The sequence below is a fragment of the Sphingomonas sp. M6A6_1c genome (assembly GCF_053345135.1).
The window spans coordinates 151,424-177,275 of sequence record NZ_JBKEZO010000005.1; the positions used below are offsets into that span (position 1 = coordinate 151,424).

The 25,852-nt window shown below is 71.6% G+C and carries 28 protein-coding genes and 1 riboswitch; of the genes, 7 read left to right on the forward strand and 21 right to left on the reverse strand.

The features are described from left to right. Nucleotides 1-61 precede the first annotated feature (61 nt). From ACLBWH_RS11810 to ACLBWH_RS11820, 3 genes are all read left to right on the forward strand, one after another. Nucleotides 62-2,506: a TonB-dependent receptor gene (locus ACLBWH_RS11810; protein WP_447799024.1), complete on the forward strand. Its 2,445-nt coding sequence runs from the start codon at nucleotides 62-64 to the stop codon at nucleotides 2,504-2,506. Nucleotides 2,507-2,584: 78 nt separating this feature from the next. Then, nucleotides 2,585-2,902: a 2Fe-2S iron-sulfur cluster-binding protein gene (locus ACLBWH_RS11815; protein ID WP_447799026.1), complete on the forward strand. Its 318-nt coding sequence runs from the start codon at nucleotides 2,585-2,587 to the stop codon at nucleotides 2,900-2,902. 40 nt (nucleotides 2,903-2,942) lie between these two features. Next, nucleotides 2,943-3,314 carry a hypothetical protein gene (locus ACLBWH_RS11820; RefSeq protein ID WP_447799028.1) on the forward strand — a complete coding sequence of 124 codons (372 nt, stop codon included), beginning with the start codon at nucleotides 2,943-2,945 and terminating at the stop codon, nucleotides 3,312-3,314. Between the two features lie 16 nt (nucleotides 3,315-3,330). Here ACLBWH_RS11820 and ACLBWH_RS11825 read toward each other — a convergent pair whose 3' ends face one another. Together ACLBWH_RS11825 and ACLBWH_RS11830 are read right to left on the reverse strand one after the other, a co-directional pair. Further along, nucleotides 3,331-3,729 carry a hypothetical protein gene (locus ACLBWH_RS11825; protein ID WP_447799029.1) on the reverse strand — a complete coding sequence of 133 codons (399 nt, stop codon included), beginning with the start codon at nucleotides 3,727-3,729 and terminating at the stop codon, nucleotides 3,331-3,333. A 45-nt stretch (nucleotides 3,730-3,774) separates the two neighbouring features. Then, nucleotides 3,775-5,361 carry a hypothetical protein gene (locus tag ACLBWH_RS11830; protein WP_447799031.1) on the reverse strand — a complete coding sequence of 529 codons (1,587 nt, stop codon included), beginning with the start codon at nucleotides 5,359-5,361 and terminating at the stop codon, nucleotides 3,775-3,777. On the opposite strand from ACLBWH_RS11830, the gene ACLBWH_RS11835 reads away from it, so the two are divergent. Continuing rightward, the gene (locus ACLBWH_RS11835; RefSeq protein ID WP_447799033.1) at nucleotides 5,335-5,601 is read left to right on the forward strand and encodes a hypothetical protein; all 267 of its coding nucleotides are present in this window, start codon (nucleotides 5,335-5,337) and stop codon (nucleotides 5,599-5,601) included. The genes ACLBWH_RS11830 and ACLBWH_RS11835 overlap by 27 nt on opposite strands. Before the next feature lie 45 nt (nucleotides 5,602-5,646). On the opposite strand, the gene ACLBWH_RS11840 is transcribed toward ACLBWH_RS11835, so the two are convergent. The 4 genes from ACLBWH_RS11840 to ACLBWH_RS11855 are packed head-to-tail and all read right to left on the reverse strand — an operon-like array spanning nucleotide 5,647 to nucleotide 10,011. Then, the gene (locus ACLBWH_RS11840; protein ID WP_447799035.1) at nucleotides 5,647-6,348 is read right to left on the reverse strand and encodes a fimbrial biogenesis chaperone; all 702 of its coding nucleotides are present in this window, start codon (nucleotides 6,346-6,348) and stop codon (nucleotides 5,647-5,649) included. A gap of 14 nt (nucleotides 6,349-6,362) precedes the next feature. Next, on the reverse strand, nucleotides 6,363-8,921 hold the full coding sequence (locus ACLBWH_RS11845) for a TcfC E-set like domain-containing protein (RefSeq protein WP_447799036.1): 2,559 nt from the start codon (nucleotides 8,919-8,921) through the stop codon (nucleotides 6,363-6,365). Between the two features lie 12 nt (nucleotides 8,922-8,933). Further along, nucleotides 8,934-9,419: a hypothetical protein gene (locus ACLBWH_RS11850; protein ID WP_447799038.1), complete on the reverse strand. Its 486-nt coding sequence runs from the start codon at nucleotides 9,417-9,419 to the stop codon at nucleotides 8,934-8,936. 19 nt (nucleotides 9,420-9,438) lie between these two features. Further along, nucleotides 9,439-10,011, reverse strand: coding sequence for a hypothetical protein (locus tag ACLBWH_RS11855; RefSeq protein WP_447799040.1), 573 nt, complete (start codon nucleotides 10,009-10,011; stop codon nucleotides 9,439-9,441). A gap of 342 nt (nucleotides 10,012-10,353) precedes the next feature. Between ACLBWH_RS11855 and ACLBWH_RS11860 the strand changes: the two genes are divergently transcribed. After that, nucleotides 10,354-10,539 (forward strand): hypothetical protein, encoded by a 186-nt coding sequence (locus tag ACLBWH_RS11860; protein WP_447799042.1) that lies wholly within the window; start codon nucleotides 10,354-10,356, stop codon nucleotides 10,537-10,539. Nucleotides 10,540-10,758: 219 nt separating this feature from the next. Here the strand turns inward: ACLBWH_RS11860 and ACLBWH_RS11865 are convergent, their stop codons facing one another. From ACLBWH_RS11865 to ACLBWH_RS11875, 3 genes are read right to left on the reverse strand one after another with little or no spacing between them, the layout of a single operon-like run. Continuing rightward, complete coding sequence (locus ACLBWH_RS11865; protein ID WP_447799044.1) at nucleotides 10,759-11,169, reverse strand: DUF1636 domain-containing protein; 411 nt, start codon at nucleotides 11,167-11,169, stop codon at nucleotides 10,759-10,761. Continuing rightward, nucleotides 11,166-11,888 carry a CbtA family protein gene (locus ACLBWH_RS11870; RefSeq protein ID WP_322849944.1) on the reverse strand — a complete coding sequence of 241 codons (723 nt, stop codon included), beginning with the start codon at nucleotides 11,886-11,888 and terminating at the stop codon, nucleotides 11,166-11,168. Before ACLBWH_RS11870 ends, ACLBWH_RS11865 begins: the two co-directional genes overlap by 4 nt. A 22-nt stretch (nucleotides 11,889-11,910) precedes the next feature. After that, nucleotides 11,911-12,135, reverse strand: a complete 225-nt coding sequence (locus tag ACLBWH_RS11875) for a CbtB domain-containing protein (protein WP_322849943.1) — start codon at nucleotides 12,133-12,135, stop codon at nucleotides 11,911-11,913. Between the two features lie 30 nt (nucleotides 12,136-12,165). Next, nucleotides 12,166-12,293: riboswitch (cobalamin riboswitch) on the reverse strand. A 38-nt stretch (nucleotides 12,294-12,331) separates the two neighbouring features. Here ACLBWH_RS11875 and ACLBWH_RS11880 point away from each other — a divergent pair. Further along, nucleotides 12,332-12,880, forward strand: a complete 549-nt coding sequence (locus ACLBWH_RS11880; protein WP_447799046.1) for a histidine phosphatase family protein — start codon at nucleotides 12,332-12,334, stop codon at nucleotides 12,878-12,880. Between the two features lie 4 nt (nucleotides 12,881-12,884). Here ACLBWH_RS11880 and bluB read toward each other — a convergent pair whose 3' ends face one another. Genes bluB through cbiE form a run of 7 tightly spaced genes read right to left on the reverse strand, consistent with a single transcriptional unit; the run spans nucleotide 12,885 to nucleotide 18,662 of the window. Further along, nucleotides 12,885-13,526: a 5,6-dimethylbenzimidazole synthase gene (gene bluB / locus ACLBWH_RS11885; RefSeq protein WP_447799048.1), complete on the reverse strand. Its 642-nt coding sequence runs from the start codon at nucleotides 13,524-13,526 to the stop codon at nucleotides 12,885-12,887. After that, nucleotides 13,523-14,278, reverse strand: coding sequence for a precorrin-6A synthase (deacetylating) (cobF, locus tag ACLBWH_RS11890; protein ID WP_322849940.1), 756 nt, complete (start codon nucleotides 14,276-14,278; stop codon nucleotides 13,523-13,525). Before cobF ends, bluB begins: the two co-directional genes overlap by 4 nt. Next, nucleotides 14,275-14,997 (reverse strand): uroporphyrinogen-III C-methyltransferase, encoded by a 723-nt coding sequence (cobA, locus tag ACLBWH_RS11895; protein ID WP_447799050.1) that lies wholly within the window; start codon nucleotides 14,995-14,997, stop codon nucleotides 14,275-14,277. Before cobA ends, cobF begins: the two co-directional genes overlap by 4 nt. Beyond that, on the reverse strand, nucleotides 14,994-16,313 hold the full coding sequence (locus tag ACLBWH_RS11900) for a cobyrinate a,c-diamide synthase (RefSeq protein WP_447799052.1): 1,320 nt from the start codon (nucleotides 16,311-16,313) through the stop codon (nucleotides 14,994-14,996). Before ACLBWH_RS11900 ends, cobA begins: the two co-directional genes overlap by 4 nt. Further along, a complete protein-coding gene (gene cobM / locus ACLBWH_RS11905; protein WP_447799054.1) occupies nucleotides 16,310-17,098 on the reverse strand; it encodes a precorrin-4 C(11)-methyltransferase in 789 nt (262 codons plus the stop codon). The genes ACLBWH_RS11900 and cobM overlap by 4 nt, the downstream gene beginning before the upstream one ends. Next, nucleotides 17,095-17,463, reverse strand: coding sequence for a cobalamin biosynthesis protein (locus ACLBWH_RS11910; protein WP_322850047.1), 369 nt, complete (start codon nucleotides 17,461-17,463; stop codon nucleotides 17,095-17,097). Before ACLBWH_RS11910 ends, cobM begins: the two co-directional genes overlap by 4 nt. Beyond that, nucleotides 17,460-18,662: a precorrin-6y C5,15-methyltransferase (decarboxylating) subunit CbiE gene (gene cbiE, locus ACLBWH_RS11915; protein ID WP_447799056.1), complete on the reverse strand. Its 1,203-nt coding sequence runs from the start codon at nucleotides 18,660-18,662 to the stop codon at nucleotides 17,460-17,462. Before cbiE ends, ACLBWH_RS11910 begins: the two co-directional genes overlap by 4 nt. Between cbiE and ACLBWH_RS11920 the strand changes: the two genes are divergently transcribed. Then, complete coding sequence (locus ACLBWH_RS11920) at nucleotides 18,661-19,407, forward strand: cobalt-precorrin-6A reductase (RefSeq protein WP_447799057.1); 747 nt, start codon at nucleotides 18,661-18,663, stop codon at nucleotides 19,405-19,407. The two genes, cbiE and ACLBWH_RS11920, sit on opposite strands and share 2 nt — an antisense overlap. Here the strand turns inward: ACLBWH_RS11920 and cobJ are convergent. Genes cobJ through cobN form a run of 5 tightly spaced genes read right to left on the reverse strand, consistent with a single transcriptional unit; the run spans nucleotide 19,386 to nucleotide 25,845 of the window. Further along, nucleotides 19,386-20,138 carry a precorrin-3B C(17)-methyltransferase gene (gene cobJ / locus ACLBWH_RS11925; RefSeq protein WP_447799059.1) on the reverse strand — a complete coding sequence of 251 codons (753 nt, stop codon included), beginning with the start codon at nucleotides 20,136-20,138 and terminating at the stop codon, nucleotides 19,386-19,388. The genes ACLBWH_RS11920 and cobJ overlap by 22 nt on opposite strands. After that, nucleotides 20,135-20,860 carry a precorrin-2 C(20)-methyltransferase gene (cobI, locus tag ACLBWH_RS11930; RefSeq protein WP_447799061.1) on the reverse strand — a complete coding sequence of 242 codons (726 nt, stop codon included), beginning with the start codon at nucleotides 20,858-20,860 and terminating at the stop codon, nucleotides 20,135-20,137. The genes cobJ and cobI overlap by 4 nt, the downstream gene beginning before the upstream one ends. Then, nucleotides 20,857-21,486 (reverse strand): precorrin-8X methylmutase, encoded by a 630-nt coding sequence (locus ACLBWH_RS11935; RefSeq protein ID WP_447799063.1) that lies wholly within the window; start codon nucleotides 21,484-21,486, stop codon nucleotides 20,857-20,859. The genes cobI and ACLBWH_RS11935 overlap by 4 nt, the downstream gene beginning before the upstream one ends. After that, the gene (locus ACLBWH_RS11940; protein ID WP_447799065.1) at nucleotides 21,476-22,594 is read right to left on the reverse strand and encodes a cobalamin biosynthesis protein CobG; all 1,119 of its coding nucleotides are present in this window, start codon (nucleotides 22,592-22,594) and stop codon (nucleotides 21,476-21,478) included. Before ACLBWH_RS11940 ends, ACLBWH_RS11935 begins: the two co-directional genes overlap by 11 nt. Further along, nucleotides 22,591-25,845 (reverse strand): cobaltochelatase subunit CobN, encoded by a 3,255-nt coding sequence (gene cobN / locus ACLBWH_RS11945; protein WP_447799067.1) that lies wholly within the window; start codon nucleotides 25,843-25,845, stop codon nucleotides 22,591-22,593. Before cobN ends, ACLBWH_RS11940 begins: the two co-directional genes overlap by 4 nt. Nucleotides 25,846-25,852 lie beyond the last annotated feature (7 nt).

Consider the following 25,852-nt stretch of genomic DNA (forward strand, 5'->3'; position numbering starts at 1 on the left):
GAGGCGCTGACGCGGACCGGCGCTTCGCGGAAGGGCGTGTTTTTGTGACAAGGGGGCATTGATGGCAGTACGTTTCTCTCGCGCAGGCTTATTGTGCGCGACCGCGCTGATCGGCGTCGCCGGCGCACCCGCGCTGGCGCAGGAGGCGCCCGCGCAATCCACCGGTGCCGGTGCGGATGCCGACCCGTCGCTCGCCTCCGACGCCAACGACATCGTCGTCACCGGCAGCCGGCGGCGCACGACGCTGCAGGATGCGCCGATCAACATCAGCGCGGTGTCCGCCGAGACCATCCAGTCGCAGCGGCTCGACGACATCCGCTCGCTCGCCGCCTTCACCCCCGGCGTCACCGTCGCCGACACCGGGCCGGCATCGACCGGCAACATCATCCTGCGCGGCATCGCCTCGGGCGACACCAGCGTCACCGGCGCGAACAGCGGCAATGCGGTCGGCGTCTATCTCGGCGAGGTGCCGCTCTACCTCGACTTCAAGCTGATCGACGTCGGCCGGGTCGAGGTGTTGCAGGGGCCGCAAGGCACGCTCTACGGGCTCGGCACGCTCGCCGGTGCGGTGCGCTACATCCCAAACCGCCCCGAAACAGACCGAATCACGATCGACGCCCACGGCCGCGGCTATGCCCAGTCCCACTCCGACACCCTCGGCGCGATCGGCGACGTCGCGATCAACGTGCCGATCGTCAAGGATCACATCGCCTTCCGCACCGCCACCGGCTATTATGACAATGCCGGCTTCATCGATTACAATTACCTGCTGCGGCAGCCCGGCGTCTCCGACCCGCAACCGGGCCGCGCGACGGCGGCCTCGACCGGTTCGCTCGGCGACAACGCCGATTACGGCGCGAACTTCACGCGCAAGAAGGACGTGAACTACGAACACACCTTCACCACGCGCAACCAGTTGCTGCTGGAGGTCAATCCCGACATCAAGGCCTATCTCACCTACGCGCACCAGACGACCAAGACGGGGGGACGGCAGGCCAATGGCGCCGGCGTGCTCAGCACCGGCAATTACGAAGGTCCGTGGCGCTATCTCGAGCCCGTGGACCGCCGCGCCGATCTTTTCGCCGCCGAATTCAACATCAATCTCGCCAGCATCGCACAATTGGTCAGCACCACCGCTTATACCAAGCAGCATATCACCACCACCGACGACAATACCGATCTGCTGCTCGACCTCAATTACGGCTATGAGGCATTCCCGGAATTTTCCTCCTACGCCAACAATGAGCAACGTTATAAGCAGTTCAACCAGGAGGTCCGCCTGGTGTCCACGCATGGCGGGCCGTTCAACTGGGTGATCGGCGGCTTCTACAACCGGCTGCGCTTCTCCAGCACCCGCAACGAATATACGCCCGGCTTTGCCGCCTTCGCCGGCATCAACCGGCCGGACGACCTGGAATATATCTCGTTGGTCAACAGCAAGACGACCGAGAAGGCGGCCTATGGTGAAGGCACGCTGCATCTGACCCAGGCGTGGCAGGTCACGGGCGGTATCCGCTACTTCAAATATGACGCGAGCGTGGAGGGCGGATCGGACACGCCGCTGTTCGGTGGCGGCCTGACGCGCATGCCCTATCCGTCGACCACGATCGCCGCGAGCCGCATCCGTACCGGCGATACCGCCAAGGACGGCGTGGTGTGGAAGGCCAACACCTCGTACAAATTCAGTGATAATCTGCTCGCCTATTTCACCTATTCGACCGGCTATCGCGTCGGCGGCGTCAACCGCGTCGTTCCCTGCATCCAGCCGCTGCCCGCCGGCCAGAACCTCTGTGCGCTCCCCAACGAACTGGTCTACGGCCCGGACCGGACGCGCAACAAGGAAATTGGCCTTCGCGCCAGCCTGTTCGACAAGAAGCTCCAGTTCACCGTGGACGGCTATGAGATCAACTGGACGGGGGTCCAGGTGCCCAGCCAGACGGTGAACGGTGCGATCGGCATCACCGTCAACGGGGCGGATGCGATATCCCGCGGCTTCGACGTTCAGGCGACGGTGAGACCGGTCCGCAATCTCTCGCTGATCGGCACCTATTCCTACGTCGATGCGCATCTGACGCAGGACGTCACCGGCCTCGTCGTCAGCCAGGGGATACGCTACGACGCGTTCGCCGGCGATCGCCTGCCCGGATCGGCGAAGAATTCGGGTAGCGCGCAGGTCATCTATGCCTACCCGCTCGGCAGCGGCAACCGGGTCGAGGCGAATTGGGCGACCATCTATCGCGGCGAGATCTATTCGCGGGTCGGGTTGCAAGGGAACGGCGAGGCGATCCCCGGCTATGTGACGCACAGCGCGGCGCTGAACTACATCACCAACCGGTTCCAGATCGGCCTGTTCGCGGACAATATCTTCGACAAATATGCGGTGACGGCGATCGGCAACGATATCTCGTCATATAATCAGGTCCGGACCGACGTGGTCGAGCGCTATTATTCGCGCGGCGTGCTGACGCCGCGGCGCGTCGGCGTCGAATTCCGCATCCATTATTGAGCCGTGCCCGGGACCGGTGTCGCCACACGGAGTGGCGGCACCCGCCCGCCTACGGTTCCCGTTATCCACAAGGACGATATGACCCAATTGTTCGTGACGACGCGCGAGGGCGACCTGCGCACCTTGGATGCCACCCCCGGAATATCGGTGATGGAGGTCATCCGCGACGGCGGGATCGACGAATTGCTGGCGCTGTGCGGCGGCTGCCTGTCCTGCGCGACCTGCCACGTGGTCGTCGATCCCGCCGATGCCGGGCGTCTGTCACCGATCAGCAGCGAAGAGGCCGACCTGCTCGACGGTGTCGATCACCGCGCGCCGACCTCGCGGCTGGCGTGCCAGATCCCGTTCGACGACGCGCTGGATGGCTTGCGGGTGACGATCGCGCCCGACGCATAGCGATGGACGGCATGGGGCGGGACCGATACCGTCCGAACGCATGTCGGTCCGTCTCCCGCTCCTAGCCGCTCTGGCCGCGCTCGCCGGTTGCTCGCAGACCGCAGCGGTCGAGGGACCGGTGGGGCTCGGCCAGACCGCGCTGGTCGGCGGGCCGCGGGTGCGGCCCGATCATGTGGTCGAGGACAGCCGCTGCCCGGTCGGCACCCGCTGCGTCTGGGAAGGCCGGGTGGTGGTGCGCGCCACCGTCTCGGGCGGCGATTGGTCGAAGCCCGTCGACCTGATCCTGGGCGTGCCGGTCGCCGTCGCCGACGGCAAGCTGACGCTCACCAGGGTGACGCCGGCGCGCAGGGCTGGCCAATCGGCGAAAACGGTGCCGTCGCGCTTCACCTTCGCGTTTCAGGGCGGGCTGTAGCGCGGCCAGCCCGGCGTCACAGGCCGAGCCGTAGCCCCAGGGCGTAATAATGCGGCCCGGCATTGCCCTTCAGGCTGATCGCCGGCAGCAACGGCACCGCCACCGTGCCGTAAGGACGCAGGTCGTTGCCGACCCGAACGCCGGCGCCGACCGTCGCGACCAGGGGAATGGCATAGGTCGCCTCGACCCGGCCATAGGGCTTGACCGCATCGTCGTCGCCGCGATCGACGAGCGCGCCGACCATCGGCGTCAAGCGGAAGCCGGCTGCGCCGAAGCCGTAGCCGGCGCCGAGTTCGCCGCCCCAACGGCCATCCGCCCGCGCGCCGTTCGCCTCCATCACGATCTGCGCCGATGCCGGTGCCACACCGGCGAGCGCGGCTGCGATCGCACCGCCGATCAATGAGATTCTGGTCATACGCTCTCCACTCCGGCTCGCCGGATCGACGGCGTCGCGGGTGCCCTACGAACCGGCGGCAGCCGGCACAAGCCGCGACCATGGCCGTGCCTGCCGCATGTCGAGGCGGCAGAGCCCACGTAGGCCATGACGTCGCGCATAAGCGGTGATCCGCGCGTCGTAATCCCCTGCCAGCGGGCGGGCGAAGTTCCAGTCGGGCGGGTTGAAGGTAGAGAAGCCGTTGATCGTCGGCACCCTCCACAGCTCGGCGAGCAGCATCGCATCGACGTTGTGCGGATATAATTGGTGCTTGAAGGTGCTGAGGTACAGCGGCTCGTCGCGCCGCGTGGCCACCGCGTAGAAGCTGGCACAGGATGCCGGCGGCGGGGGGATGGCTGACACGGCTGCCTGCTGTTCGTCGTGGCTCAGGCGGGCCGGCGTTTGCGCGCTCAGGTTCTCGGCTACCAGCAGAACCACGACCATTGCGGCAGCCCACGGCTTGGACCGGGCCAGCCGCGCCGCCCGCTGCCGCCACGCAGCAACAACCAGCAGCAGGAAGGGCAGCACCAGCCAGAGCTGGTAACGCGACACGACGCGCAATCCCTTGCCGCCGGGTACCAACTCGTACACCAGTCCCCAAGGTGATGCCGTCCAGAATTGCAGCGTGAGCAGCCAGCCGATGATCGTCGCGAGCGCGAATGCGCGCAACTCGTGCGGCACCAGGCTGCCGTTCGTCTGACGGCGAACGATGATCTGCCATGCCGCCGCGACGACGAGCACGAAGAGGATCGGCGGGATGCCGGTTTCATGTTCGCCGCCGAGCACCCGCTCCGGCAGCATCGGATCGGCGGGAAGCACGATGTGGACCAGCGCGAACAGCGGCCGGAACAGCCAACCCCAGAGGTAATTTTCAGGCCCGACGTTGATCATGTCGATCACCGGCGTGACGAGATAGCCCAGCATCTCCTCATAAGGGTGACCGCCGGTTTCCCCCGCCTTGGGGAGGTAGATCGCGAGAAACGGCAGGACGAGGATCGCGAACGCGCTCGCTCCCCAGAGCGATGTCGCGGCATGGCGGCGGATCAGGGCGAGCACGGCGGCGGGATGCCGATGATCGCCCAGCACGAACCAGCAGGCGACGAACAGGCCCGCGGAGAAGATCGTGAACCACGCCATATAATAAGCGGTCAGCAGCCACGCCGCCATTACCGCCGCCAGCGCCACGGCCAGCACCCGCGCCCGGCGGCCGTGCCCGTCCTGCTCGGCGCGCACGATTTCGATCGCCAGCATCATCACCACCGGCAGCAACGCGACGCTCTGCAATTGCACGTGCACCGCCTGCAGCGAGATATTGCTCGACACGGTCCATAGCAGCGCCACGAGCGTCGCCGCACCACGCCCCCAGCCGAGCGTCCGCGCGACCAGCAGATACGCCGCCACGAAGCCGATCGTCTTGAAGGTCAGGACGTTGAGCGTGTCAGCATGGAAGGGGTCGGCCAACAGCCGCCAGAAGGAATAGCTCAGTCCATAAAGAAAATAGCCGTCGTTGTAGCCCAGCGTGCCCCGATACGGGTAAAAATAGCCGGTGGTCGTCCAGTCGGCGGTCCCGATCAGGACGTTACGCCAATGTTCGAGGATGCTGATCTCGATCACGCCGTCACCGCGATCGCCGAAGCCGAGATCGAAGCCACTCAAGATCGGAACGCGGAAGAACAAGAGCATCGCCACGACGAAGGCACCGGCAACCACCATCCGATGCCATGGCCAGCGGCGGCGTGGCGGCCGATCGCACGCGTCTGGTGTCACTGCGATGTCTGCAATATGCATCGCCATCGCATAAATGCCGTCTTGTTTACTGTCCAGATATTGGCTCCGACGATAAAGTCTAGCTGATCGGTAACTATCCAGTATCGAAGCGGATAATTGTGAATTCATCCGTTAATAGGTTGCCGCCTTCACCATCAAGCCGGTCTTGATCTTGTAGGCGACGGGGCGGGCGGGGTCGATCGGTTGCGACCAGGTCACGCCGGCGTAAAGGCGCTTGGCGGGGAGCGGGTGGCAGTCGCCGCCGGCGGCGGTGCATTGGCGGCCATCGTAGAGTTCAACGCTGGTGCTGCCGGTGTTGGTCAGGGCGAGCGTCGCGCCGTCGCGGCGGGCGGCGACCTCGCCTGTCATCACCGAGGGGCGGACGATGACCAGCATGTCGTAGCCGACCAGAACCTTGAGCGCCGACCCCGCGGCCGAGACGTCGCCCGCCACCGGCTTGACCGTGACGCGATAGACGCGATCGCGCGCACCGCGCGGCGCCACGGCGGCGATGCGGATCAGCTTGCGCTCGCCCGGCTCCAGGATCATCTTCTGCGGCGTCACCAGCAGGCCGCTTTCGGCCGGATCGGCGCTGACGACGCGGTGCTCCGTCGGGGTGCCGGGATCGACGATGCTCGCGGGTTCGGCGATGACGTACATGCGCTCCGTCCCCGTATTCCACGCCTCGACGTCGGTGCGCGGCGGCCCGGCGGGCGTGAGGTCGACGACGACCTGGCTGAGGACGAGATTGGCCGCGGCGGGCTGGGCGCCCAGCCCGATGGCGGCGACGGCGGCGGCGGTCGCGATGCTCCGCCGCATCCAGGTCATGGTCATGATCCTCTCCTTCTTCATGGCCGCAGGTCGGCGATCTGGTTGATGAACGAAGCACCGACGCAATCGAGCGTCCCGAGCGCGGCATAGCCGTCCGGCGTCGGTGACGCGCGGACCGGCAATTGGCAGGACCGGCCGTCGGGCGCCTGGATCTTCAGCACGGCGTTGCGGATCGTCTCGATCTGGAAATAGCCCGCGGCATCGGTGTCGCCGATCGCGCCGGCGGCGTGGATCGTCGCATTGGCGACCGGCGTGCCGTCGTGCCACACCAGCCGCCCGAACATCGCGACCACGTGCCGGGTCTTCCATTCGAGCCGCGCGACGGTCCCGGGATAGACGCTCACCTTGCGCGTGCCGCCATCCAGATGCATCAATTCCTCACCGGTCGAGCGCAGGCGGACCGCATATTGGCGATAGGCGGGCACCGACACCGCCAGCGTCTCGCCGAGGCGGACCGTGCCGCGCGCGCCATTGTCGACCAGCACCTCGAACGGCGCCCCGGTGGCGCCCTTGCGCCGGGGCTCGCCATCCTCCTGCACCGAGACGACGATGATCGCATCGTTGCGATCGCGGCCTTGCAGGACGAGCGCGCGGCGCGTTGCCGCCGCGGTCGTCTGGAAGCCGAGGCTATATTGGGTCGCGCCGTTGCTGCCCGCGAGCGGCTGCGCGACATCGGCATAGAGCGCGGCGGCGGCGGTGCGCAGGTCGGCGTGGCCGCGTGCCAGCGTGCCGCCGACCTCCCGCTCCACCCCGCCCGACAGCGCCAGTTCGCCGCCGAGCACGCGATCGCGCTGCCATGCCCCGGCGATGCCGCCGACCGCCGCGACGCCCTTCTGCGTGGCGCCGACATCGCTGGCGCGCAGCCCGGCGCTGGCGCTCCAGGCGGCGGTGCCGCGCACCCGCTGGAGGCTGATGCCGATGAACGCCGCGCGCCCTTGGTTGGTGATCGTCGCATCGCCGCGCACCGTCACCTGCAACCCGCCGCGCTGGATCAGCGGTACGGTGAGGCTCGGCCCCAGGCCGTAGGAGGCGCGGGTGCCGCGATCCCGGCGGTAGAAGCCCGATATCGCGAACTGGCCGCGCGGCAGTGCGTAGTTGAGCGTGCCGTTGACCTGGGTGAAGCCGCCGGTTGACTTCCGCGCCGCCGGATCGGCGCGCAGGAGCAACGCGGTCGCGACGCTGTCGCCGAGCGGGATCAACGGCCGCGCGCCCGGGCTCCACACCCGCCGCAGATCGACCGCATAATTGAGCCGCGCCGTGCCCGACGACGTGGCCTGGACCAGCATGCCGAATTGGCCATGGAGCGAGGCGAGCCCGGCGGCGCGCCATTGCGCGGCATGGCCGAGCCAATAGCCGCCCAGTTCGAGCAGCGCGTTGCGATCGGTGCCGAGCACGGTCGCGTCGAGCGCGAGTTGCGGCGTCAGCCGGCGCGCGACGCCCGCTTCGTAGAAGGGCGTGCGCGAGGTCGCGATGAAGGTGCCGACGCGATCGTTGGCGAGCAGCCCGGCATAAGCGAAGACGATGGGGTCGCCGATCGCCGCGATCGCGGCGTTCTTGGTGAAGAAGCGTCGCTCGTCGCGCACAGTGCCACCGGCCTCGGTGACGTGCAGCACCAATTCGTAGGCGCCGTCCGGCAGGCTGGAGGTGTCGAGCGCCTGATTGCCCGCGTCGTAGGTCCGCGAGGTCAGAAGGCGGCCGTCGCGCAGCACGTCGACGCGCGCGCGCGCCGCCAGCGAGACGACGAGCGGGCTGCCCGCGATCAACGTGCGATCGAGCCGGGTGTCGATCTGGCTCTGCATGCCGACGCCGACGATCCGCCGCCGGCCGGTAAGGTCGATGCCCGGCGTCCATTGCACGCCCGCCGCATAGCGATAGCCCGGCGTGTCGAGTTCGGCCGCCAGCGTATCGGCGAGCAGGCCGTAGCGCGACGAATAGGACATTTCGCTGCGCAGGCGGGCATGGCCGTAGCCGAGGATGGCGCGGTTGAGCAGCGTATAGTCGACATAGCCGCCGCTCCCCGCGACGGTGCCGCCGATCTGGTCGACCAGCGACAGGCGTGCCTCGGGTGGCGGCAGATAGCGGCGCTCGCTCGCCGGATGCACCGCGAGCAGCCGGGGATGGAAGAAGAGGTCGATCCGGAACCGCGCCGCGTCGAAGATCACGCCGGCATCGGCGGGCATCAGCGTCCGGCAGCTCGCCGGATCGGCATCGGGCGGGCAGACCAGCTCGGGGTGCGCATCGACCTCCGGCGCGGCGAGCGCCGCGCGTGCGGTGGCGGCGTCGATCAGATCGGGGACCAAGGCGAGCAACGCGTCGAGGTCTAGGAAGGTGACCCGGCCCGAACCGTAGCGCAGCCGCGTCTGGCCGATCGCCCGGCCGCCGACGAAGACGTCGACCATCGCCTCCTGCGGCTTGAGCAATTGGTCGAAACCCGCCGGCGTGCCGACGCGCAGCTGCGGCGCATCCGACGGTCGATCCGCATGCGCACCGGCCGACCAGCCGAGCGCCGCCGCCGCGGCCAGCGCCAGCCGCCAGCCTTTGGCGGGGCGGCACCGGATAACGGAAGCGCCGGACATGCCGTCGCGCCGCTATTCGGCCGCGATCAGCAGCGTCAGCGTGCCCGTATAGGGACCCGCCGTCGCCTTGCTCAGCTCGCTCGACCGCAGCACGATGATCAGGCTGGCGCTGTCGTTGCCGAGCACGCAGCCGAGATTGAGGCCGAGGCCGGTCGTCGCCAATCCGGTGGTCGCGATCCCGGAAGTCAATGCGGTGCCGGTCGCCCGGCCCGCCGTGCCGCTCCATTGCACCTCATAGGCCATCGGCGCACCGGCGCCGGCGAGCGTGAAGGCGCGATTGGTGCCGCTGCCGGTCGCGACGATATTGTAGCGGCCGAGCACGCCGGACGAGGAGACGCACACGTCCTTGCTGCTGCTGATGTCCGCATCGACCCCGACCGTGCCGAAAGCGAAGTCGGTGAGCCGGGTGAGCTGGATCTGCTGCGCCGCGGCCGGCGTGGCGCCGGCGAGCGCGGCGACCAGCATCATGCCGCCGGGCAGGACGCGCGGACATCCCATGGCCACGCTCCCGCTTCCGTCAGAGCGGGTTGACGAGTAGCGTCAGCGTGCCTGTGTAGGTGGTCAGCGACGGCATCGCCTGCAATTGCGACTGCGCGATGGTGACGATCAGGCTCGACGTCGAACTCGGCGTGGTCGCGCAGGTCGGCACCGCGGCGGTCGAGACGAAATTGCCCGACACGGTCGATGCGACCAGCGCTGTGCCCGAAGTCTGGCCGGAACTCTGGTTCCATTGCACGGCATAGGACACCGGCGTCAGCGCGCCCGAGGCGAGCGTGAACGCGCCCCCGGTGCCGCTGCCCGTTGCGGTGATCGTATAGCCCTTGGTGGCGGTGTTGCTCCAGACGCAGTTGTTCTGGGCGCTCTGCGCGGGTCCGTTGGGTTCAGCATTGGCGAAGCTGATGTCGCTGAGGCCGGTGATCTGCACCCGGCTCGGCACCGAGACGGTGATCTGGACGCTGCCCGTCGACGTCGCGCCGAGCGCGCCGTTCGTCGCCGCCGCAGCCGGCGTCGCGGCCAGCGCGGTGAGGCCAAGCAACGCGACCGCGCGGCCCGGCAGGAACTTTCCGAAAGCGATGATGTTCTGCTTCATGTTGCGCCACCCAAGTTGACCAGCGATATTCATGCCGGTGAATGTGCCGCGGGAGCGATCGATTGCTCGGATCGTCCGAATAGTTCGGCGTTAATCGGCTAATCTCATGGCGCCGTTAACAATGGGTGTAGCATTTTAACCACTATGATGTGGGTATAAGACGATTAGAACCGGAATTGTTCTATATCCCAGCAACAATTATCTACCTTATACAATATAGTGGGTTGAACGGTCGCATGGGGGTGGATCAGCCGAACCGCCGCATCGGGAACCTCATGGTCGCTGCGGAATTGTGCGGACGGTGCGCGGGCGAACGCGCCGCGCCATCGACCTGAGGACATTATGAATCGTATCAAGCTGGGCCTGTTCGGGGCCGCCCGTCCGTCGAGCGTTTCGGCCGATCTGCAAGCGCCGAGCGACGCGCGCAGCATCGAAGCGCAGGATCGCCTCGCCGGCCTGACCCCGGTCGAAATCGCCGCCGCAGAGGCCATGTCGCGTAGCGACGGCGTCGCGCTTGCCGCGAGCTGACGTGGGGGTGGTTTAGGACCGGTCGACCTTCGACCAAAGTCCTCCCCCGCCAGGGGGAGGTGGCATGCCGCAGGCATGACGGAGGGGGAGGTAAGCGACACCTCGGTTCCGTATCCTCCCCCTCCGTCACGGCTTCGCCGCGCCACCTCCCCCTGGCGGGGGAGGACTTTCTTTAAACTTCGCCTGTCGATCCGGCCGATTGTTCGACGGCCGGAGCGTTCACTCGACGAGGAAGCCCTCGGGCGGCGTGCGGGTGATGAAATGGCTCTTAACGCCCGCCGGCCATTGTTTGAACGGAACCTGCCCGGTGTCGCTGGCGGCGTAGAGCGCGGCATAGTCGAGGATGGCGCGTGCCGCGGCCGCGTCGGGGGTGAAGCGGCCGAGGACATAGCCGACCTTGCCGGGCGCGCGCAGATGGACGGTGCAGAAATCGGCGCAGGCGAACAGACACGGCATCTCCTGCACCGCGACGCCGGCGAGCGCGGGATCGGCGGCGCGCGCCGCACGCAGCGCGTCGACGAGCAGCGCGCCCCCGCGGCGGCCCTCGCCATCCTCGCGCGCATCCGCGGTGAGGCGGCAGGTGCTGCACGCGACCACGGCGGGTCCGGCGGCGACGGGGGTGAGCTTCATCGGGCGATCCGGCGTTGCTCGTCCATCACCGTCCGTTCCGCGGCGCGTCCGAACAGATCGGCGGCGACCAGCCAGAACAGCGCCTGCGTACCGATCGCGGCGAGGCGGAACTGCCAGAGCAGCGTCGCCGGGAAGCGTGCCGGCACCTCGTCGATCACCGGCAGCAGCAGCTGTACAAGCGCCACCGCACCGGCATAGACGCCGACCGCGATCAGCAGCCGGTCGAGCGCGGCGACGCGGCCGGCGAGCCGGCGATAGCTCCACAGGCCCAGGGTCGCCGCGGCCACCGACAGCGCGAGCATCGCGAAATAGGCGGCGGTGCGGAGCCGCACCGTCTCGTGGAGCCCGACCGCGGGCGGGGTAGGCGGATATTTGATCGCCGGCACCAGCACGATCACGACGAAGGCGGCGATCGCGAGCAGCAGCGCGAGGCTGCGCGGCCCGACCCGCGCGACCCGGCCGTACAGGCCCGCGAAGATGATCGCGAGCAGCCCGCCGAGCGCGGTGCCGTACAGGCTCATCGCGGTATAGAGGCCCCAGGTCTTCTGCGTCGCGCGGCTGACCAGTTCCTCGTCCGCCGCCATCGCATGGACGGCATGATGCGCCTCCAGCGCGACCGCGGCGTCGATCTGCGGTTCGGCGAACAGCAGCGCGAAGGTGGCGGCGACCAGCGCGCCGATCAGTCCGGCGAGCATCCCCCGCCAGAGCAACGTCCTCATCATGACCGTCTACCCGTCGGCGTCAGTGACAGGGGAAGCCGAGCAGATGGCGGCCGTCGTGGACATATTCGTGGACGTACATGCCATCGAACAGCGCGAACGCGCCCTGTTCGGTGCTGACGAAGTACAGCAGGATCAACGCGACGATCGCGGCGAACACCGCCCAGGGGGCGATGTCGGCGAGCGGGATGTGCGCGGTGCCGACGGGAAGGAAATCGTCGTCGAAGGCGGCGGTGGTGCCGGACATCAGTCAGTCTCCTGCCGGGAAAGCGCGCCCGGATGGGTGAAGGTGCCGGGCGGGGTCTGACTCTCGACAGGCTGGCGCCCGACGATCACAGTGGCGCGACCGCGCCGGATTTCCACCGGCTTCCCGCCCGGCTCCGATCCGCCATGCTGTGAACGCGGGGCGGGGATGCGTCAACCGATCAGGAGATTGCCGCCCGATGCCGACCCGCCTCGTCCTGCTCTGCGCCGGTGCCACCGCCGCGTCGCGCGCGGCGCGCTTCGCCGACTTGGCCGAGCCGCTCGACGCCGGCGGGCGCGCCAAGGTGCTGGCGCTCGACCTTGCCGGGCCGGCGGCGGAACGCTGCTGGGTCAGTCCGGCGGCGGCGGCGCGCGAGACCGCCGAACTGATCGGCCTCGCCGCCGAGGAGGCGCCGGCGCTCCGCGATATCGATGCCGGCGCTTGGACGGGCCGCCGCCTCGATTCACTTGCGCCGGAAGCGATCGCGACGTGGCTGGCGGCGCCCGAGGCGGGCGCCCCGGGCGGTGAGAGCATGGCGGGGGTGTGCGCGCGGGTCGGTCCGTGGCTCGACGCGCTGGGCGAGGGGCGGATGCTGGCGATCAGCCATGCCGCAGTGCTGCGCGCGGCGATCGCGCACGCGCTCGACGTGCCGGTGGCGGCGACGATGGCGATCGATGTCGCGCCGCTGTCGACGGTGGTGCTGTCGCGGCATGGCCGCTGGCGGTTGCAGGAACTGCGCCGCGACTGACGGGTCAGCGGTCGATGACGCGGTCGGCGAGCGGTTCGCGCACCTGCCAGCCGCGGCGCTCCAGTTCGGGGGCGGCGGCGGGCGCCTCGGGATAGCCGATGCAGAGCAGCGCGATCAGCGTCCATTCTGCCGGCACGTCGAGCAAGGCGGTGACATACGCGGGATCGAGGATCGATACCCAGCCGAGGCCGATACCGCGCGCGCGGGCGGCGAGCCACATCGCGTGGATCGCCATGACGGTGGAATAGCGCAGCATTTCCGGCATCGTCGCGCGGCCGAGGCCGTGGCCGGCGGCGGGCGCCTCGTCGCTGAACACCGCGAGCAATTCGGGCGCCTCGCGCAGGCCGTGCAGCTTGAGCCGGGCGTACTGCGCGCGGCTTGCGGCGTCGGGCAGCCGGTCGGCCGCCGCCGCACTGGCGGCATCGACATGCGCGGCTAGCGTCTCGCGCAGCCCGGGCGAGCGCAGCCGCACAAAGCGCCAGGGCTGGGCGTTGCCGACCGAGGGCGCCAGCGCCGCGGCGGCGAACAGCGCCTGCATCGCCTCCGCCGCGACGGGATCGCGGCGGAAATGGCGGACGTCGCGGCGCCAGTGGAGCAGCAGGTCGAGCCGGTCGCGGAACGCCGCGTCGAACTCGGGTGCGCTCACGCGGCCGTCCGGCGGAGCAGATAGGTGTCCATGATCCAGCCGTGTTCGACGCGCAGCGCCGCGCGCCGCGCGACGATCGCCGCGCCGGTGTCGGCGAGCGGGCCGGCGGCGAGCGCCTGTTGCGGCATGCCGAGATAGGCGCCCCACCAGATTGTGACGCCCGCGGGATCGAGCGTCGTGAACGCGCAATCGCCGTCCAGCATTACCGCCAGCGTATCGATACCTGCCGGCCAGCCCGCGGCGCGCAGCCGGCGGCCGGTGGTGACGAGCACCGGCGCGGCGAGCGTGTTGAGCGGGATGGCATGCGCGGCGGTCAGCGCCTGCAGGCTGGTGATGCCGGGCACCACGGTGACCGTCAGCGCCATGCCGCCGCGGCGCAGGCGCGCGGCGATCCGCAGGCTGCTGTCGTAGAGCGAGGGGTCGCCCCAGACGAGCATGGCGAGCCGGCCGCCGGCTGGCAGGTTGGTCGCGATCGCGTCGGCCCAGGCGGCGGCGATGGCGTCGTGCCAGTCGCGCACCGCACCCAGATAGGGGCCGTCCGCGGCGCGCTCGGGCAAGTCGAAGGCCACGACGCGGGTCGCGCCGGTCACCACCTCGGCGCAGAGCGCGCGGCGCAGGTCGAGGAGGTCGGCGGTGTCGGCGCGCTTGCGCGGCAACAGGATCAGGTCGGCGGCGCGCATCGCGCGTTCGGCGGCGCGGGTGAGATGATCGGGATCGCCGGTGCCGATACCGATGAGGTCGAGGTGGATCATGCCTCCTCCATCAACGGGCCGTAGAGGATCAATGCCGGTGCTTCCGACACGGTGTCACGTAGGCGGTCGGCGAGCGCGGCGATGGTGGTGCGGGTCAGCCGCTGGTCGGGGTGGCCGACGTTCTCGGCGAACAGCGCGGGCGTATGGGGAGGCAGGCCGTGCGCAGCGAGGTCTTCGGCTAGTGCTGGGAAGGTGCGTTTGGGCATGTAGATTACGGTGGTTGCTTCGGGGTCGGCGAGGGCCGCCATGTTGCGTGTTTGCGGCAGCGTGCCGGTGACGTCGTGGCCGGTGACGAACTGGACGCGCCGCGCCGACAGCCGCCGGGTGAGCGGGATCGCCGCCGCCGCCGCCGCGGCGCTCGCCGCGCTGATGCCGGGGACGATCTCGAACCCGATCCCCGCCTCGCGCAAGGCGACGATCTCCTCCTCGAGCCGGCCGAAGATGCCGGGGTCGCCCGATTTGAGGCGGACGACGCGCGCGCCGGTCGCCGCATGCGCGACGAGCAGCGCCGAGACGTGGCGCTGGCTCGGCGAGGGACGGCCGGCGCGCTTGCCGACCGCGACGAGATCGGCGTCGGCGCGGACGTGGCGCAGCACCGGCCCGGCCGACAGATCGTCGAACAGCACGATGTCCGCGGTGCGCAGCCGGTCGACCGCTTTCAGCGTCAGCAACTCGGGGTCGCCCGGCCCCGAGCCGACGAAGGAGACGAAGCCGGTCATCCCACCACCGCGATCAGGTGGAAGAACGTGCCCGACACGCGGCCCCGGTACGAACCGGTGTCGGCGAGCTCGGTCCCCTCCGCATCGGTGACCCGCGCCAATGCGGCGTCGGGCTGGTCGAGGATCGTCGAATAATGGAATTCGTGGCCGGCGAGCGTCGTCCCCGCGGGCAGCGCGGCGAGCGGCGCGTGCAGCGCGGCGCGGCGATAGCCGAGGTGCATCCGCCGCCGTTCGTAGCTGGTGACGAGGCCGAGCAGCCCGGCCATGCGGTGGCGCACGCCGGCGGCATCGATCAGCCCCTCGCCGAGCGCCATATAGCCGCCGCACTCGCCGTGGACCGGCCGCGTTGCGGCGTGCGCGTGGAGCGCGGCGCGGAACCGCTCCGCCGCGGCGAGGCGGCCGGCGTGCAGCTCGGGATAGCCGCCGGGCAGCCAGACCAGATCGGCGGCGGCGTCGGGCGCCTCGTCGGCGAGCGGCGAGAAGGGCAGGATCTCGGCACCGGCGGCGCGCCAGCCGTCGAGCAGATGCGGATAGGTGAAGGAGAAGGCCGCGTCGCGGGCGAGCGCGATGCGCTGCGCGGGCGGCACCAGCGGCGGCGGCGGGGCCGGGCTGCGCGTGCCGGCGTCGGCGGCGGCGCGCAGCCCGTCGAGGTCGACGTGCTCCGCGAGGAACGCGGCATAAGCGGCGACGCGTGCGTCGAGATCGGGATGTTCGCCGGCCTGGACGAGGCCGAGGTGGCGTTCGGGCAATTGGAGGTCGGCACGGCGCGGCAGGCTGCCGAAGACGCGGATGCCGATCGCCTCCATCCCCACCCGGGCAAGCCGTTCGTGGCGCGGGCTGGCGACGCGGTTGAGGATCACCCCGGCGATCCGCACCGCGGGATCGAAGCGCGCGAAGCCCGCCGCGGTGGCGGCGGCGGATTGCGCCTGGCCGGATATGTCGAGCACCAGCACCACCGGCCAGCCCATCCGTGCGGCGATGTCGGCGCTGGCGCCATTGCCGGTCGCGCCGGGGCGGGCGACGCCATCGAACAGCCCCATCGACCCCTCGGCGAGCACCAGATCGGCATTGCCGGCGCGGTCGGCGAGTCCGTCGAGCATCGCCGCCGGCATCGCCCAACTGTCGAGGTTGAACGACGGGCGCCCGCTCGCGGCGCGGTGGAAGGCGGGATCGATGTAGTCGGGACCGCTCTTGAACGGCTGCACGGTCAGCCCGGCGTCGGTGAAGGCGCGGAGCAGGCCGAGCATCACCGTCGTCTTGCCGGCGCCCGAGGCGGGCGCGGCGATCATCAGGCCCGGAATGGGGCGGGGCGTCATGCCGCATCGCCTCCGGCGAAGCGCGACTCCGCCCATTGCGGGCGGAAGCGGCGATCGTAACCGGGCGCATAGAGGCTGCTTTCGCCGAACCCCTCGGCGTCGAGGACGCGGCCGACGAGGATCAGCGCGGTGCGTTCGGGGCCGCCCGCCGCCATCGCGACGATCGTCGCGAGCGTACCGCGGACGATGCGCTCGTCGGGCCAGCTCGCCCGCCAGACGATCGCCACCGGGCAGTCCGCGCCATAATGGTTCGCCAGTTCGGCGGCGACCTCGGCGAGCCGGTGGATCGACAGGTGGATGGCGAGCGTCGCACCGGTCGCGGCGAAGGCGGCGAGCGTCTCCGCCGCCGGCATCGCGCTGGCGCGGCCGGAGGTGCGGGTCAGCACGACCGACTGGGCGAGGCCGGGCAGCGTCAGTTCGGCCTCCAGCGCGGCGGCGGCGGCGGCGAAGGCGGGCACGCCGGGGGTGATGGTCACCGGGATGCCCAGCGCGCGCAGCCGGCGCAGCTGCTCGCCCATCGCCGACCAGATCGACAGGTCGCCCGAATGGAGGCGGGCGACATCCTGCCCCGCCGCATGCGCCGCGACGATCTCGGCGAGGATCTCGTCGAGCGACAGCGACGCGGTGTTCACGATCCGCGCGCCGGGCGGGCAATGGTCGAGCAGCGCGGCGGGGACCAGCGATCCGGCGTAGAGGCAGACCGGCGAGGCGGCGATGCGGTCGCGGCCGCGCAGCGTCAGCAGATCGGGTGCGCCGGGGCCGGCGCCGATGAAATGGACGGTCATGCGGGGAGTTCCTGTGGGATGGCGAGCGCGCAGGTCGCCATACGGTCTGGCGAGATGCGGCGCGATGTGAGCAGGCGCGCGCCGGGACCCGCGGCGGCGAGCGCCGCGGCCTCGGCGACGCTGCCGGTGCCGCGTGCGGCGAGGCTGGCGGGCGAGCGGGTCGGCGTGGCGATGGCGGCGAGCGTGTCGGCGGCGATGCCGACCAGCGGCAGATCGAGCGCGTCGGCCAGCGGCCGGGCGATGCCGAGCCGGTCGGCGGGGATGGCGAGCATCGTCGCGATATGGCCCTCGCTCGCGACGACGAGCGCGGCGCGGAGCGATCCGGCGGTGGCGCCGGCGCGACAGCCGAAGCCGGCGACGATCACAAGGTCACGCTCCACTGGACCAACGGATAGCTCGCCCGCCAGCTGCGGCGGCTGCCGAGCGGCACCGCTTCGGCGAGTTCGATGCGCAGCAGATGCCCGCCGCGCCGCGCGTGCCAGCCGGCGAGCAAGGCTTCGGATTCGAGCGTCACCGCATTGGCGACCAGCCGCGTGCCGGCGGGCAGGTCGGCGGACAGTCGGGCGAGCAGCGCCTCGCCGAGCCCGCCGCCGACGAACACCGCGTCCGGCGGCGGCCGGTCGGCGAGCACGGCGGGGGCGTCGCCCTCGACGACGGCGAGCCGGTCGACACCGAGCGCGGCGGCATTGATGCGCGCGCGGGCGGCGCGGGCGGGATCGCGCTCGAAGCCGATCGCCTGCGTCGAGGGGGAAGCGAGCAGCCATTCGATCGCGATCGATCCCGATCCGGTGCCGATGTCCCACAAGGTCTCGCCGGGACGCGGCGCCAGCGCGGAGAGCGTCAGCGCACGCGCGGGGCGTTTGGTGATCTGGCCGTCATGCGCGAACCAGTCGTCGGCGATGCCGGCGGTGCGCGGCAGGATCGCGCCGTCGCCGGCGAAGGCGATGCCCAAAGCGACGGGATGCGCGATGTCGTCCAGCGCCAGATCCACCGCGGCCGCGTGGCGGATGCGTTCGCGCGGACCGCCGAGCGCTTCGAGGACGGCGATCCGCGACGCGCCGAAGCCCCGTTCGGTCAGATAGCGCGCGGTGGCCAGCGCCGCGTCGCCATCGCGGACCAGCACGATCGCGCGGGCGCGCGGCGCCAGATGCGCGCGCAGCCGCGTCGGCGGCGCGGCGTGGAGGCCGAGGCAGGCGGTCTCCTCCAGCCGCCAGCCGAGCCGCGCGGCGGCGAGCGCGAAGGTCGAGGGGGCGGGATGAGCGACCCACTCGCCGGGCGCGAGATGGCGGGCGAGCGTACCGCCCGCGCCGAACCAGAACGGATCGCCCGACGCCAGCATCACCACCCGCTGCCCGCGCCGCGCGAGCAACGGCGCGATGCCCGCCTCAAACGGCACCGGCCACGGTTCGGCCGGGCAGGCGAGCGGCGGCAGCAACGCGAGATGACGGCGCGCGCCGGTGACCCATTGCGCGGCGTCGAGCGCGACGCGGCTTGCCGTCGACAGGGCCGCCGGTCCATCCTCGCCGATCCCGACGATCGTCAGCCACGGATTGCCTTCAGCCATGCCCCATCTCCTGATCCTCGGCGGGACGAGCGAGGCTAGCGCGCTCGCCGCCGCCTGCGCGGCGCACGGGGTGGCGGCGACGCTGAGCTATGCCGGGCGTACAAAGGCCCCCGCGGCGCAGCCGGTGCCGGTGCGGATCGGCGGCTTCGGCGGGGTGGCCGGGCTGACCGAGCATCTTCGCCGGGAGCGCGTCACGCATCTGGTCGATGCGACCCACCCCTTCGCCGCGCAGATGAGCGGCCATGCCGTCGCCGCCGCCGCCGCCGCGGGCGTGCCGCTGCTCGCGCTGACCCGCCCGGCCTGGGTGGCGCAGGCCGGTGACCGCTGGACGCACGTACCCGACATCGCCGGTGCGGTGGCGGCGCTCGACGGGCCGGCGCGGCGGGTGATGCTCGCGCTCGGCCGGATGCACGTCGATGCCTTCGCCGCGCAGCCGCAGCATCATTATCTGCTCCGCTTCGTCGACCGGCCGGATCGTCCTCCGGCGTTGCCGCAGCACGATCTGGTCGTCGATCGCGGTCCGTTCACCCCTGCCGGCGACCGCGCGCTGATCGCGCGGCACGGGATCGACCTGGTCGTCGCGAAGAATGCCGGCGGCGCCGGCGCGGCGGCGAAGCTGGCGGCGGCGCGCGATCTCGCCTTGCCGGTGCTGCTGATCGACCGGCCGATGCTGCCCGCGCGCGCCGAGGTGCACGACGTCGCCGCGGTGTTGACGTGGCTGGGTCATGCCGAGCGCGGCGTATAGAGGATCGGCGCGCCGTCGCGCGCGATCAGCCGGGTGCGGCTCGATCCGACGATCACCATCGTGCGCATGTCGGCCATCGCACCCCGCGCCGCGGGCAGCGGCACGATGCGCAGCGCTTCCTCCGCGGTGGTGACGGCGCGGGCGAAGAGCACCGGCCGATCGTCGCCGCATGCCGCGCGCAGGATCGCGAAGGCGGCATCGAGCGTATCGGGCCGCGCGCGCGAGCGCGGATTGTAGAAGGCGATGGCGAAATCCGCCTCGGCGGCGAGCGCGATGCGGCGCGCGATCAGCGGCCAGGGCTTCAGATTGTCGGACAGGTTGATCGCGCAGAAATCATGGCCGAGCGGCGCGCCGGCGCGGGCGCTGGCGGCGAGCATCGCCGTGATGCCGGGCAGCACGCGGATGTCGAGGTCGCGCCAGTCGGGCGGCCCCGCCTCCAGCGCCTCGAACACCGCGGCCGCCATCGCGAACACGCCGGGATCGCCCGACGACACCACGACGACGCGCGCACCCTCCGCCGCGAGCCGCAACGCGTGGCCGGCGCGGTCGATCTCGACGCGATTGTCGCTGGCGTGCAGCCGCAGGCCCGGCCGCGGCGCGACGCGCGCGACATAAGGAATATAGCCGATCACGTCGGTCGCGCGGGTCAGCGCGTCGGTCACCTCGGGCGTGATCAGCGCCGCATCGCCCGGTCCCAGTCCCGCGATCGCCAGCCAGCCGTTGCCGCTCATGGCCGCCGCCCCTGGCCGTGGATCAGCAGGATCGCGAAATAGGGCGCGGTCTCCCCCGCCGCGGCGAGCGGGGTGACGCGCTCCTCGGGCATCGCGGCATATTCGACCAGCCAGGCCGCATCGGTGCGCCCGGCGGCGGCGACCGCACGGCGCAGCTTGGCGAGGTGGCGGCCGATCTTCATCACCACCAGAGCGTCGGTATCGTGGATGCGGCGGGTCAGCTCCGCCTCGGGCAAGGTCGCGGTGGCGATGGTCAGCACGTCGTCGCCCCAGGTGATCGGCCGGTCGGTCGCGGTCCACGCGCCCGACATGCCGGTGATCCCCGGCACGATCCGCACCGGCACGCGGCCGGCGAGCCGCGCATGCAGATGCATGAACGATCCGTAGAAGAACGGATCGCCCTCGCACAAGACCACCACGTCCTCGCCCGCCTCCGCCAGCGTGGCGAGATGCGCGGTGCAGTCGGCGTAGAAGGCGGCGAGGCAGTCGTTATACGCGGGGTCGGCGACGGCGATCTCGGTGGTCACCGGATAGTCCATCGCATATTCGACGACGTCGGTACGTAGCAGGCCGTCGACCAACCGGCGGGCGCGGCCCGCGCGGCCCTGTTTGCGGAAATAGGCGAGGTGGCGCGCGCCGCGCACCAGCCGGTCGGCGCGCACGCTCATCAGGTCGGCGGCGCCAGGGCCGAGGCCGACGCCATGGACGGTGCCGATCGTCATTCGGCGTGGCTCGCCAGCGCGTTGACCGCGGCGACGGTGATCGCGCTGCCGCCGAGCCGCCCGGCGACGATCGCGCACGGCGCCGGCTGCTCGGCCCAGAGCGCGTCCTTCGATTCGCACGCGCCGACGAAGCCGACCGGGCAGCCGACGATCGCCGCCGGGCGCGGGCAGGCGGGGTCGGCGAGCATGTCGAGCAGGTGGAACAAGGCGGTCGGCGCATTGCCGATCGCCACCACCGCACCGGCGAGATGCGGCCGCCACAATTCCAGCGCGGCGGCGGAGCGGGTGTTGGCCATCGCCGCGGCGAGCGCCGGCACCTGCGGATCGTGCAGCGTGCAGATCACCGGATTGTCGGCGGGCAGGCGGGCGCGGGTGATGCCCTCGCTGACCATGCGCGCGTCGCACAGGATCGGTGCGCCGCCGGCGAGCGCGGCGCGCGCCTGCGTCGCGAAGCCGGGCGAGAAGCGGATCGCGGCGGCGAGCTCGACCAGGCCCGCGGCGTGGATCATGCGCACCGCGACCGGCTCCTCCTCGGCCGGGAAGCGGGCGAGATCGGCCTCGGCACGGATGATGGCGAACGAGCGGCGATAGATTGCGGCGCCGTCGGTTTCGTAGCTATGCGACACGGGAGGAGCTTTCGAGCAGGGCGATGAGGGCGTCGGGCGACAGGCCGGCGATGGTGGCGGGATCGCCGGCACGCGCGTCAAAGGCGAGATCGAAACGGCCGTCGCGGCCGGTCGCGACGACGTCGGCGGGCGCGGCGCGGGCGCAGCCCTTGGCGCATCCCGAGACGTGCAGCCGCCCGGCGACGTGCGGCGCGAGGCGCAGCGCGAGCGCGCGCGTCGCGACGGTCGCCTGCGGGCAGGCGGGGGCGCCGACGCAGGCGTCGACGGCGAGGTCCGCGGCCGCGAAGGCGGGAAGGCCGGGGCCGGCGGGATCGAGCCCCTCGACCAGCACTGTCCGCCACGGCGTCACGCGGATGCCGGTGACGCCCGGCCGGCCGGCGAGATCGGCGAGCGTCGCCGCGTCGATCCGGCCGAAGGGCAGGCCGATCGCGGTGCCGCAGGCGGGGCGTGGCGGGCGCGTCTCGCGTTCCCCGGGCGCGGCGACCCCCGCAGGGCTTGCCGGCAATGGTGCGACATGGCGCGCCATCCGACCCGCTTCGACGCCGCCGCTCGCGACGAACCATTCCGCCAGCGCGATCAGCGCGGTCGCTTCCTCGCCCCGCGCCAGCGCGTACCCGTCGGCGCGGCCATCGGCGCGCAGGATCAGCCCGGTCGCGCCACGTTCGATCCGGAAGTCGGCGGGGCTGCCGGTCAGCACCGGCGCGCGCCCCGCATCGATCGCGATGCCGATCTTGCCGGGCAGCGGCGGCAGCGCGTCGAGGCGATCGAGCAGCGCGCAGGCGATGCGATGCGTGTCGTCGCCCTCCCGCCAGTCGGGCGCGATCAGCAGCGCGCGCGCCTCGCGCACCGGGTCGGGATCGACCAGTCCGGCGGCGACCAGCGCGGCGAGCGCGACCGGCCAGTCCGCCTCGCGCATCCCGCGCAGCTGGAGCGCGGCGCGGTTGGTCAGGTCGATCAGGCCGTTGCCGTGCGTGCGTGCCACCGACGCGATCGTCCGCGCCTGCGCCGGCGTCAGCCGGGCGAGCCGCGGGCGGACGCGCAGGATCAGCCCGTCGCCCGCCGCCATCGGCTGCCACGCGGTCGGGCACCAGCCGCGCACGACGCTCATGCCAGCACCGCGAGGATCGCGTTGCGCCGCGTCGGCCACAGGCCGGAGCGGTGCAGCGCGGCGAAGCGCGCTTCCATCGCGGCGAGCGCGGCGGGATTGGCGGCGGCGAGGAAGGCGCGCACCTCGTCGCGGCCGAGCGTCGCATCGTAATAGAGGTCGATCAGCTCGGGCGTCACGACGCGCGCGAGATGCGCGAAGGCGCCGAGATGGTCGAGCGTCGCGGCGATCTCGGCAGCGCCGCGGAAGCCGTGGCGCATCATGCCGTCGATCCACGCCGGCTGCGTCGCCCGGCCGCGGACGACGCGCGCGATCTCCTCGCGCAGGGTGCGCGCGCGCAGCCGCGCGGGATCGCGCGCGTCGAGATGGTACAGCGCCGCGCGGCCGCCCGCGACCGCCTGCGCGGCGGCGAACCCGCCTTCGTGCGCGGCATAATCGGCGGCAAGCAGCAGGTCGCTTTCGGGCAGGTCCTGCAGATGGACGAAGGCGTCCGCGGCGGCGACGCGCGCGCGCAGGCCGGCGGCATCGGCATGGTCTTCGGCCCCGTCGAAGGCGAAGGACGATGCCGCCAGCCACGCCTCGCCCGCCACGGCACGCGCCGCGTCGGTATAGGTGTCCGCGGCGTCGCCGATGCCGAGCCCGTAGCGGCCCGGCGCGGGGCCATAGACGCGCGGCGCGGCGGCACGGCCGACGAAGGGGTTCCAGTCGGCGGGCTCGTCGCGCGCCGCCAGCGCCCGCACCGCCTGCCCGAACAGCGTGCACAGCGGCGCGAACGTGTCGCGGAACAGGCCGGAAATGCGCAGCGTCACGTCGATCCGTGGTTGGTCGAGCATCGCCAGCGGCAGGATGTCGACCCCGGTGACTCGGTCCGAGCCCAGGTCCCAGACCGGCGCGGCGCCGAGCAGGTGCAGCGCCATTGCGAATTCCTCACCGGCGGTGCGCATCGTCGCCGATCCCCACAGGTCGACCACCAATCCGCGCGGATAGTCGCCGTGATCCTGCAGGTGGCGGCGGATCAGTTCGTCGGCGAGCCGCTGGCCCTGCAGATGCGCCGAGCGCGACGGCACCGCACGCGGATCGACCGCGAACAGATTGCGCCCGGTCGGCAGCACGTCGGTACGGCCGCGGTGCGGCGATCCCGCCGGGCCGGCGGCGACGCGGCGGCCGGCGAGCGCGGCGAGCAGCCCGTCGCGCTCCGCCGCGCCGCACGCGCCGCGGCCGAAGACGTGCAGGCCGTCGCCGAAGCGGCTGTCCTTCACGTCGCAGACGAAGGCGTCGATGCGGGTGATCGCCTCGGCGGCGGTGGTCGCACCGGCGAGATCGAGTTCGGCGGCAAGGCCGATCGCCTGCGCCTCGTCGGCGATGTCGCGCTGCAACCGGTCGCGCCGCGCCGGGTCGAGCCCGTCGGCGTTGGAGAATTCGTCGAGCAGCGTTTCCAGCCGGCCCAGCCCCGCGCCGCCCTCCGCCGCGATCATCGGCGGCGGCAGATGGCCGAGCGTCACCGCGGCGGTGCGCCGCTTGGCCTGCGCCGCCTCGCCGGGATCGTTGACGATGAAGGGATAGAGGATCGGCAACGGCCCGGTCAGCGCCTCCGGCCAGCAGGCGTCGGACAGCGCCACCGCCTTGCCCGGCAGCCATTCGAGCGTGCCGTGCGCGCCGACCTGGATCGCCGCATCGCAGCCACGGGCGCGCAGCCAGAGATAGAAAGCGACATAGCCGTGGCGGGGGACGCGCGACAGGTCGTGATAGTCGTCGGCGCGGGTCGCGGGCGTGCCGCGTTCGGGCTGGAGCGCGACCAGCGTCGCGCCGCGCAGCGTCGCGGCGAAGCGGAAGGCGCCATCGGCGACCGCGGGATCATGCTCGGGCTCGCCCCAGGCGGCGGCGAGGTCGTTGCGCAGGCTCGGCGGCAATGCGGCGAGCGCGGCGCGATAGGCGGCGACCGGCCAGCATAGCCGCTCCGCGGTCAACGCCTCGGCCAGCGGCGCGCCGGCCGCGACCGCGTGCCCGGCCGTGGCGAGGTCGGCGAGCATCGCCTCCGCCGAGGCGAGCGCGTCGAGCCCGACCGCATGCGCCACCTGGTGGCTCTTGCCGGGATAGGTGGAGAGGATCAGCGCCAGCCGCCGCGCCGCCGGTGCGGTCCGGCCGAGCGAGACCCAGGCGGCGACGCGATCGGCGATCGCCGCGATGCGGGCGGGGTCGGCGCGATGCGCGCGGCGGGCGTAATCGAGATCGGGATCGCGCACCGCATCCTGCTTGCAACTGGCGATCCCGGCGAAGATGCGGCCGTCGACCTCGGGCAGGACGACGTGCATCGCGAGATCGGCGGGCGACAGGCCGCGCGCGCTCTCCGCCCAGGCGGCCTGCGTCGAGGTGGCGAGCGCGACCTGGAAGACCGGCACGTCGGCGCCGTCGAGCGGCGATTCGGCATCGTCGCGCGCCGAGAAGGCGGTGGCGTTGAGGATCGCGACGGGGGCCAGCGCCCTGACCCAGCGCGCGATCCAGCCGCGCGCGTGCGCATCCTTGAGCGACGGCGCGAACAGCGGGACGACGTCGAAGCCGCGCGCCGTCAGCGCCCCGGCGAGCGCCGCGACCGGATCGAGATCGGCGGCGAGCAGATAGGAGCGGTAGAAGGTGAGCAGCACCCGCGGCCGCGCCGCCGGCCGCATCGCGAGCGCCGCGGGGCAGGTGACGCCGTCCGCCGGGGTCCAGCCGCCGACCGGCGGAACCGCGCGCACCCCGCGCACCGGTCCCGCCGCCAGCCCTGCGGCGAGCGCGAGCTGCGCGAGGGCCGCCTGTGCCGCGACCGCGCCGCCGGTGTCGCACAAGGCGGCGAGTCGGCCGAGCGTCGAGCCCGGCACGGTCGAGGCGGCGGCCAGCGCGGCGTCCTCGCGCCCGTCGGCGGCGAGCACCGCCAGCGCGATGCCCTGCGTCCGCGCCAGCGCCTCGACCTGTTGCAGGCCGTAGGACCAATAGGAGCGGCCGCCGATCAGCCGGATCAATATCCCCTTCGCGCCCGCCAGCGTGCGCTCGACATAGGTATCGACCGACAAGGGATGCGCGAGATCGGCGAGGTTGGCGAGCCGCAGCGACGGCAGCGGCACGCCGCCGCCGCGCGCGGCATGCCAGCCGGCGGCGAACGCGCCGAGGTCGCTGTCGGAGAAGGACAGGACGACGAGATCCGCCGGCCGCTGGCCGAGATCGCGCGGCGTGGCGGTCTCCTCCAGCCCGTGGCTCTCGCGGAAGACGATATGCATCGTGGGT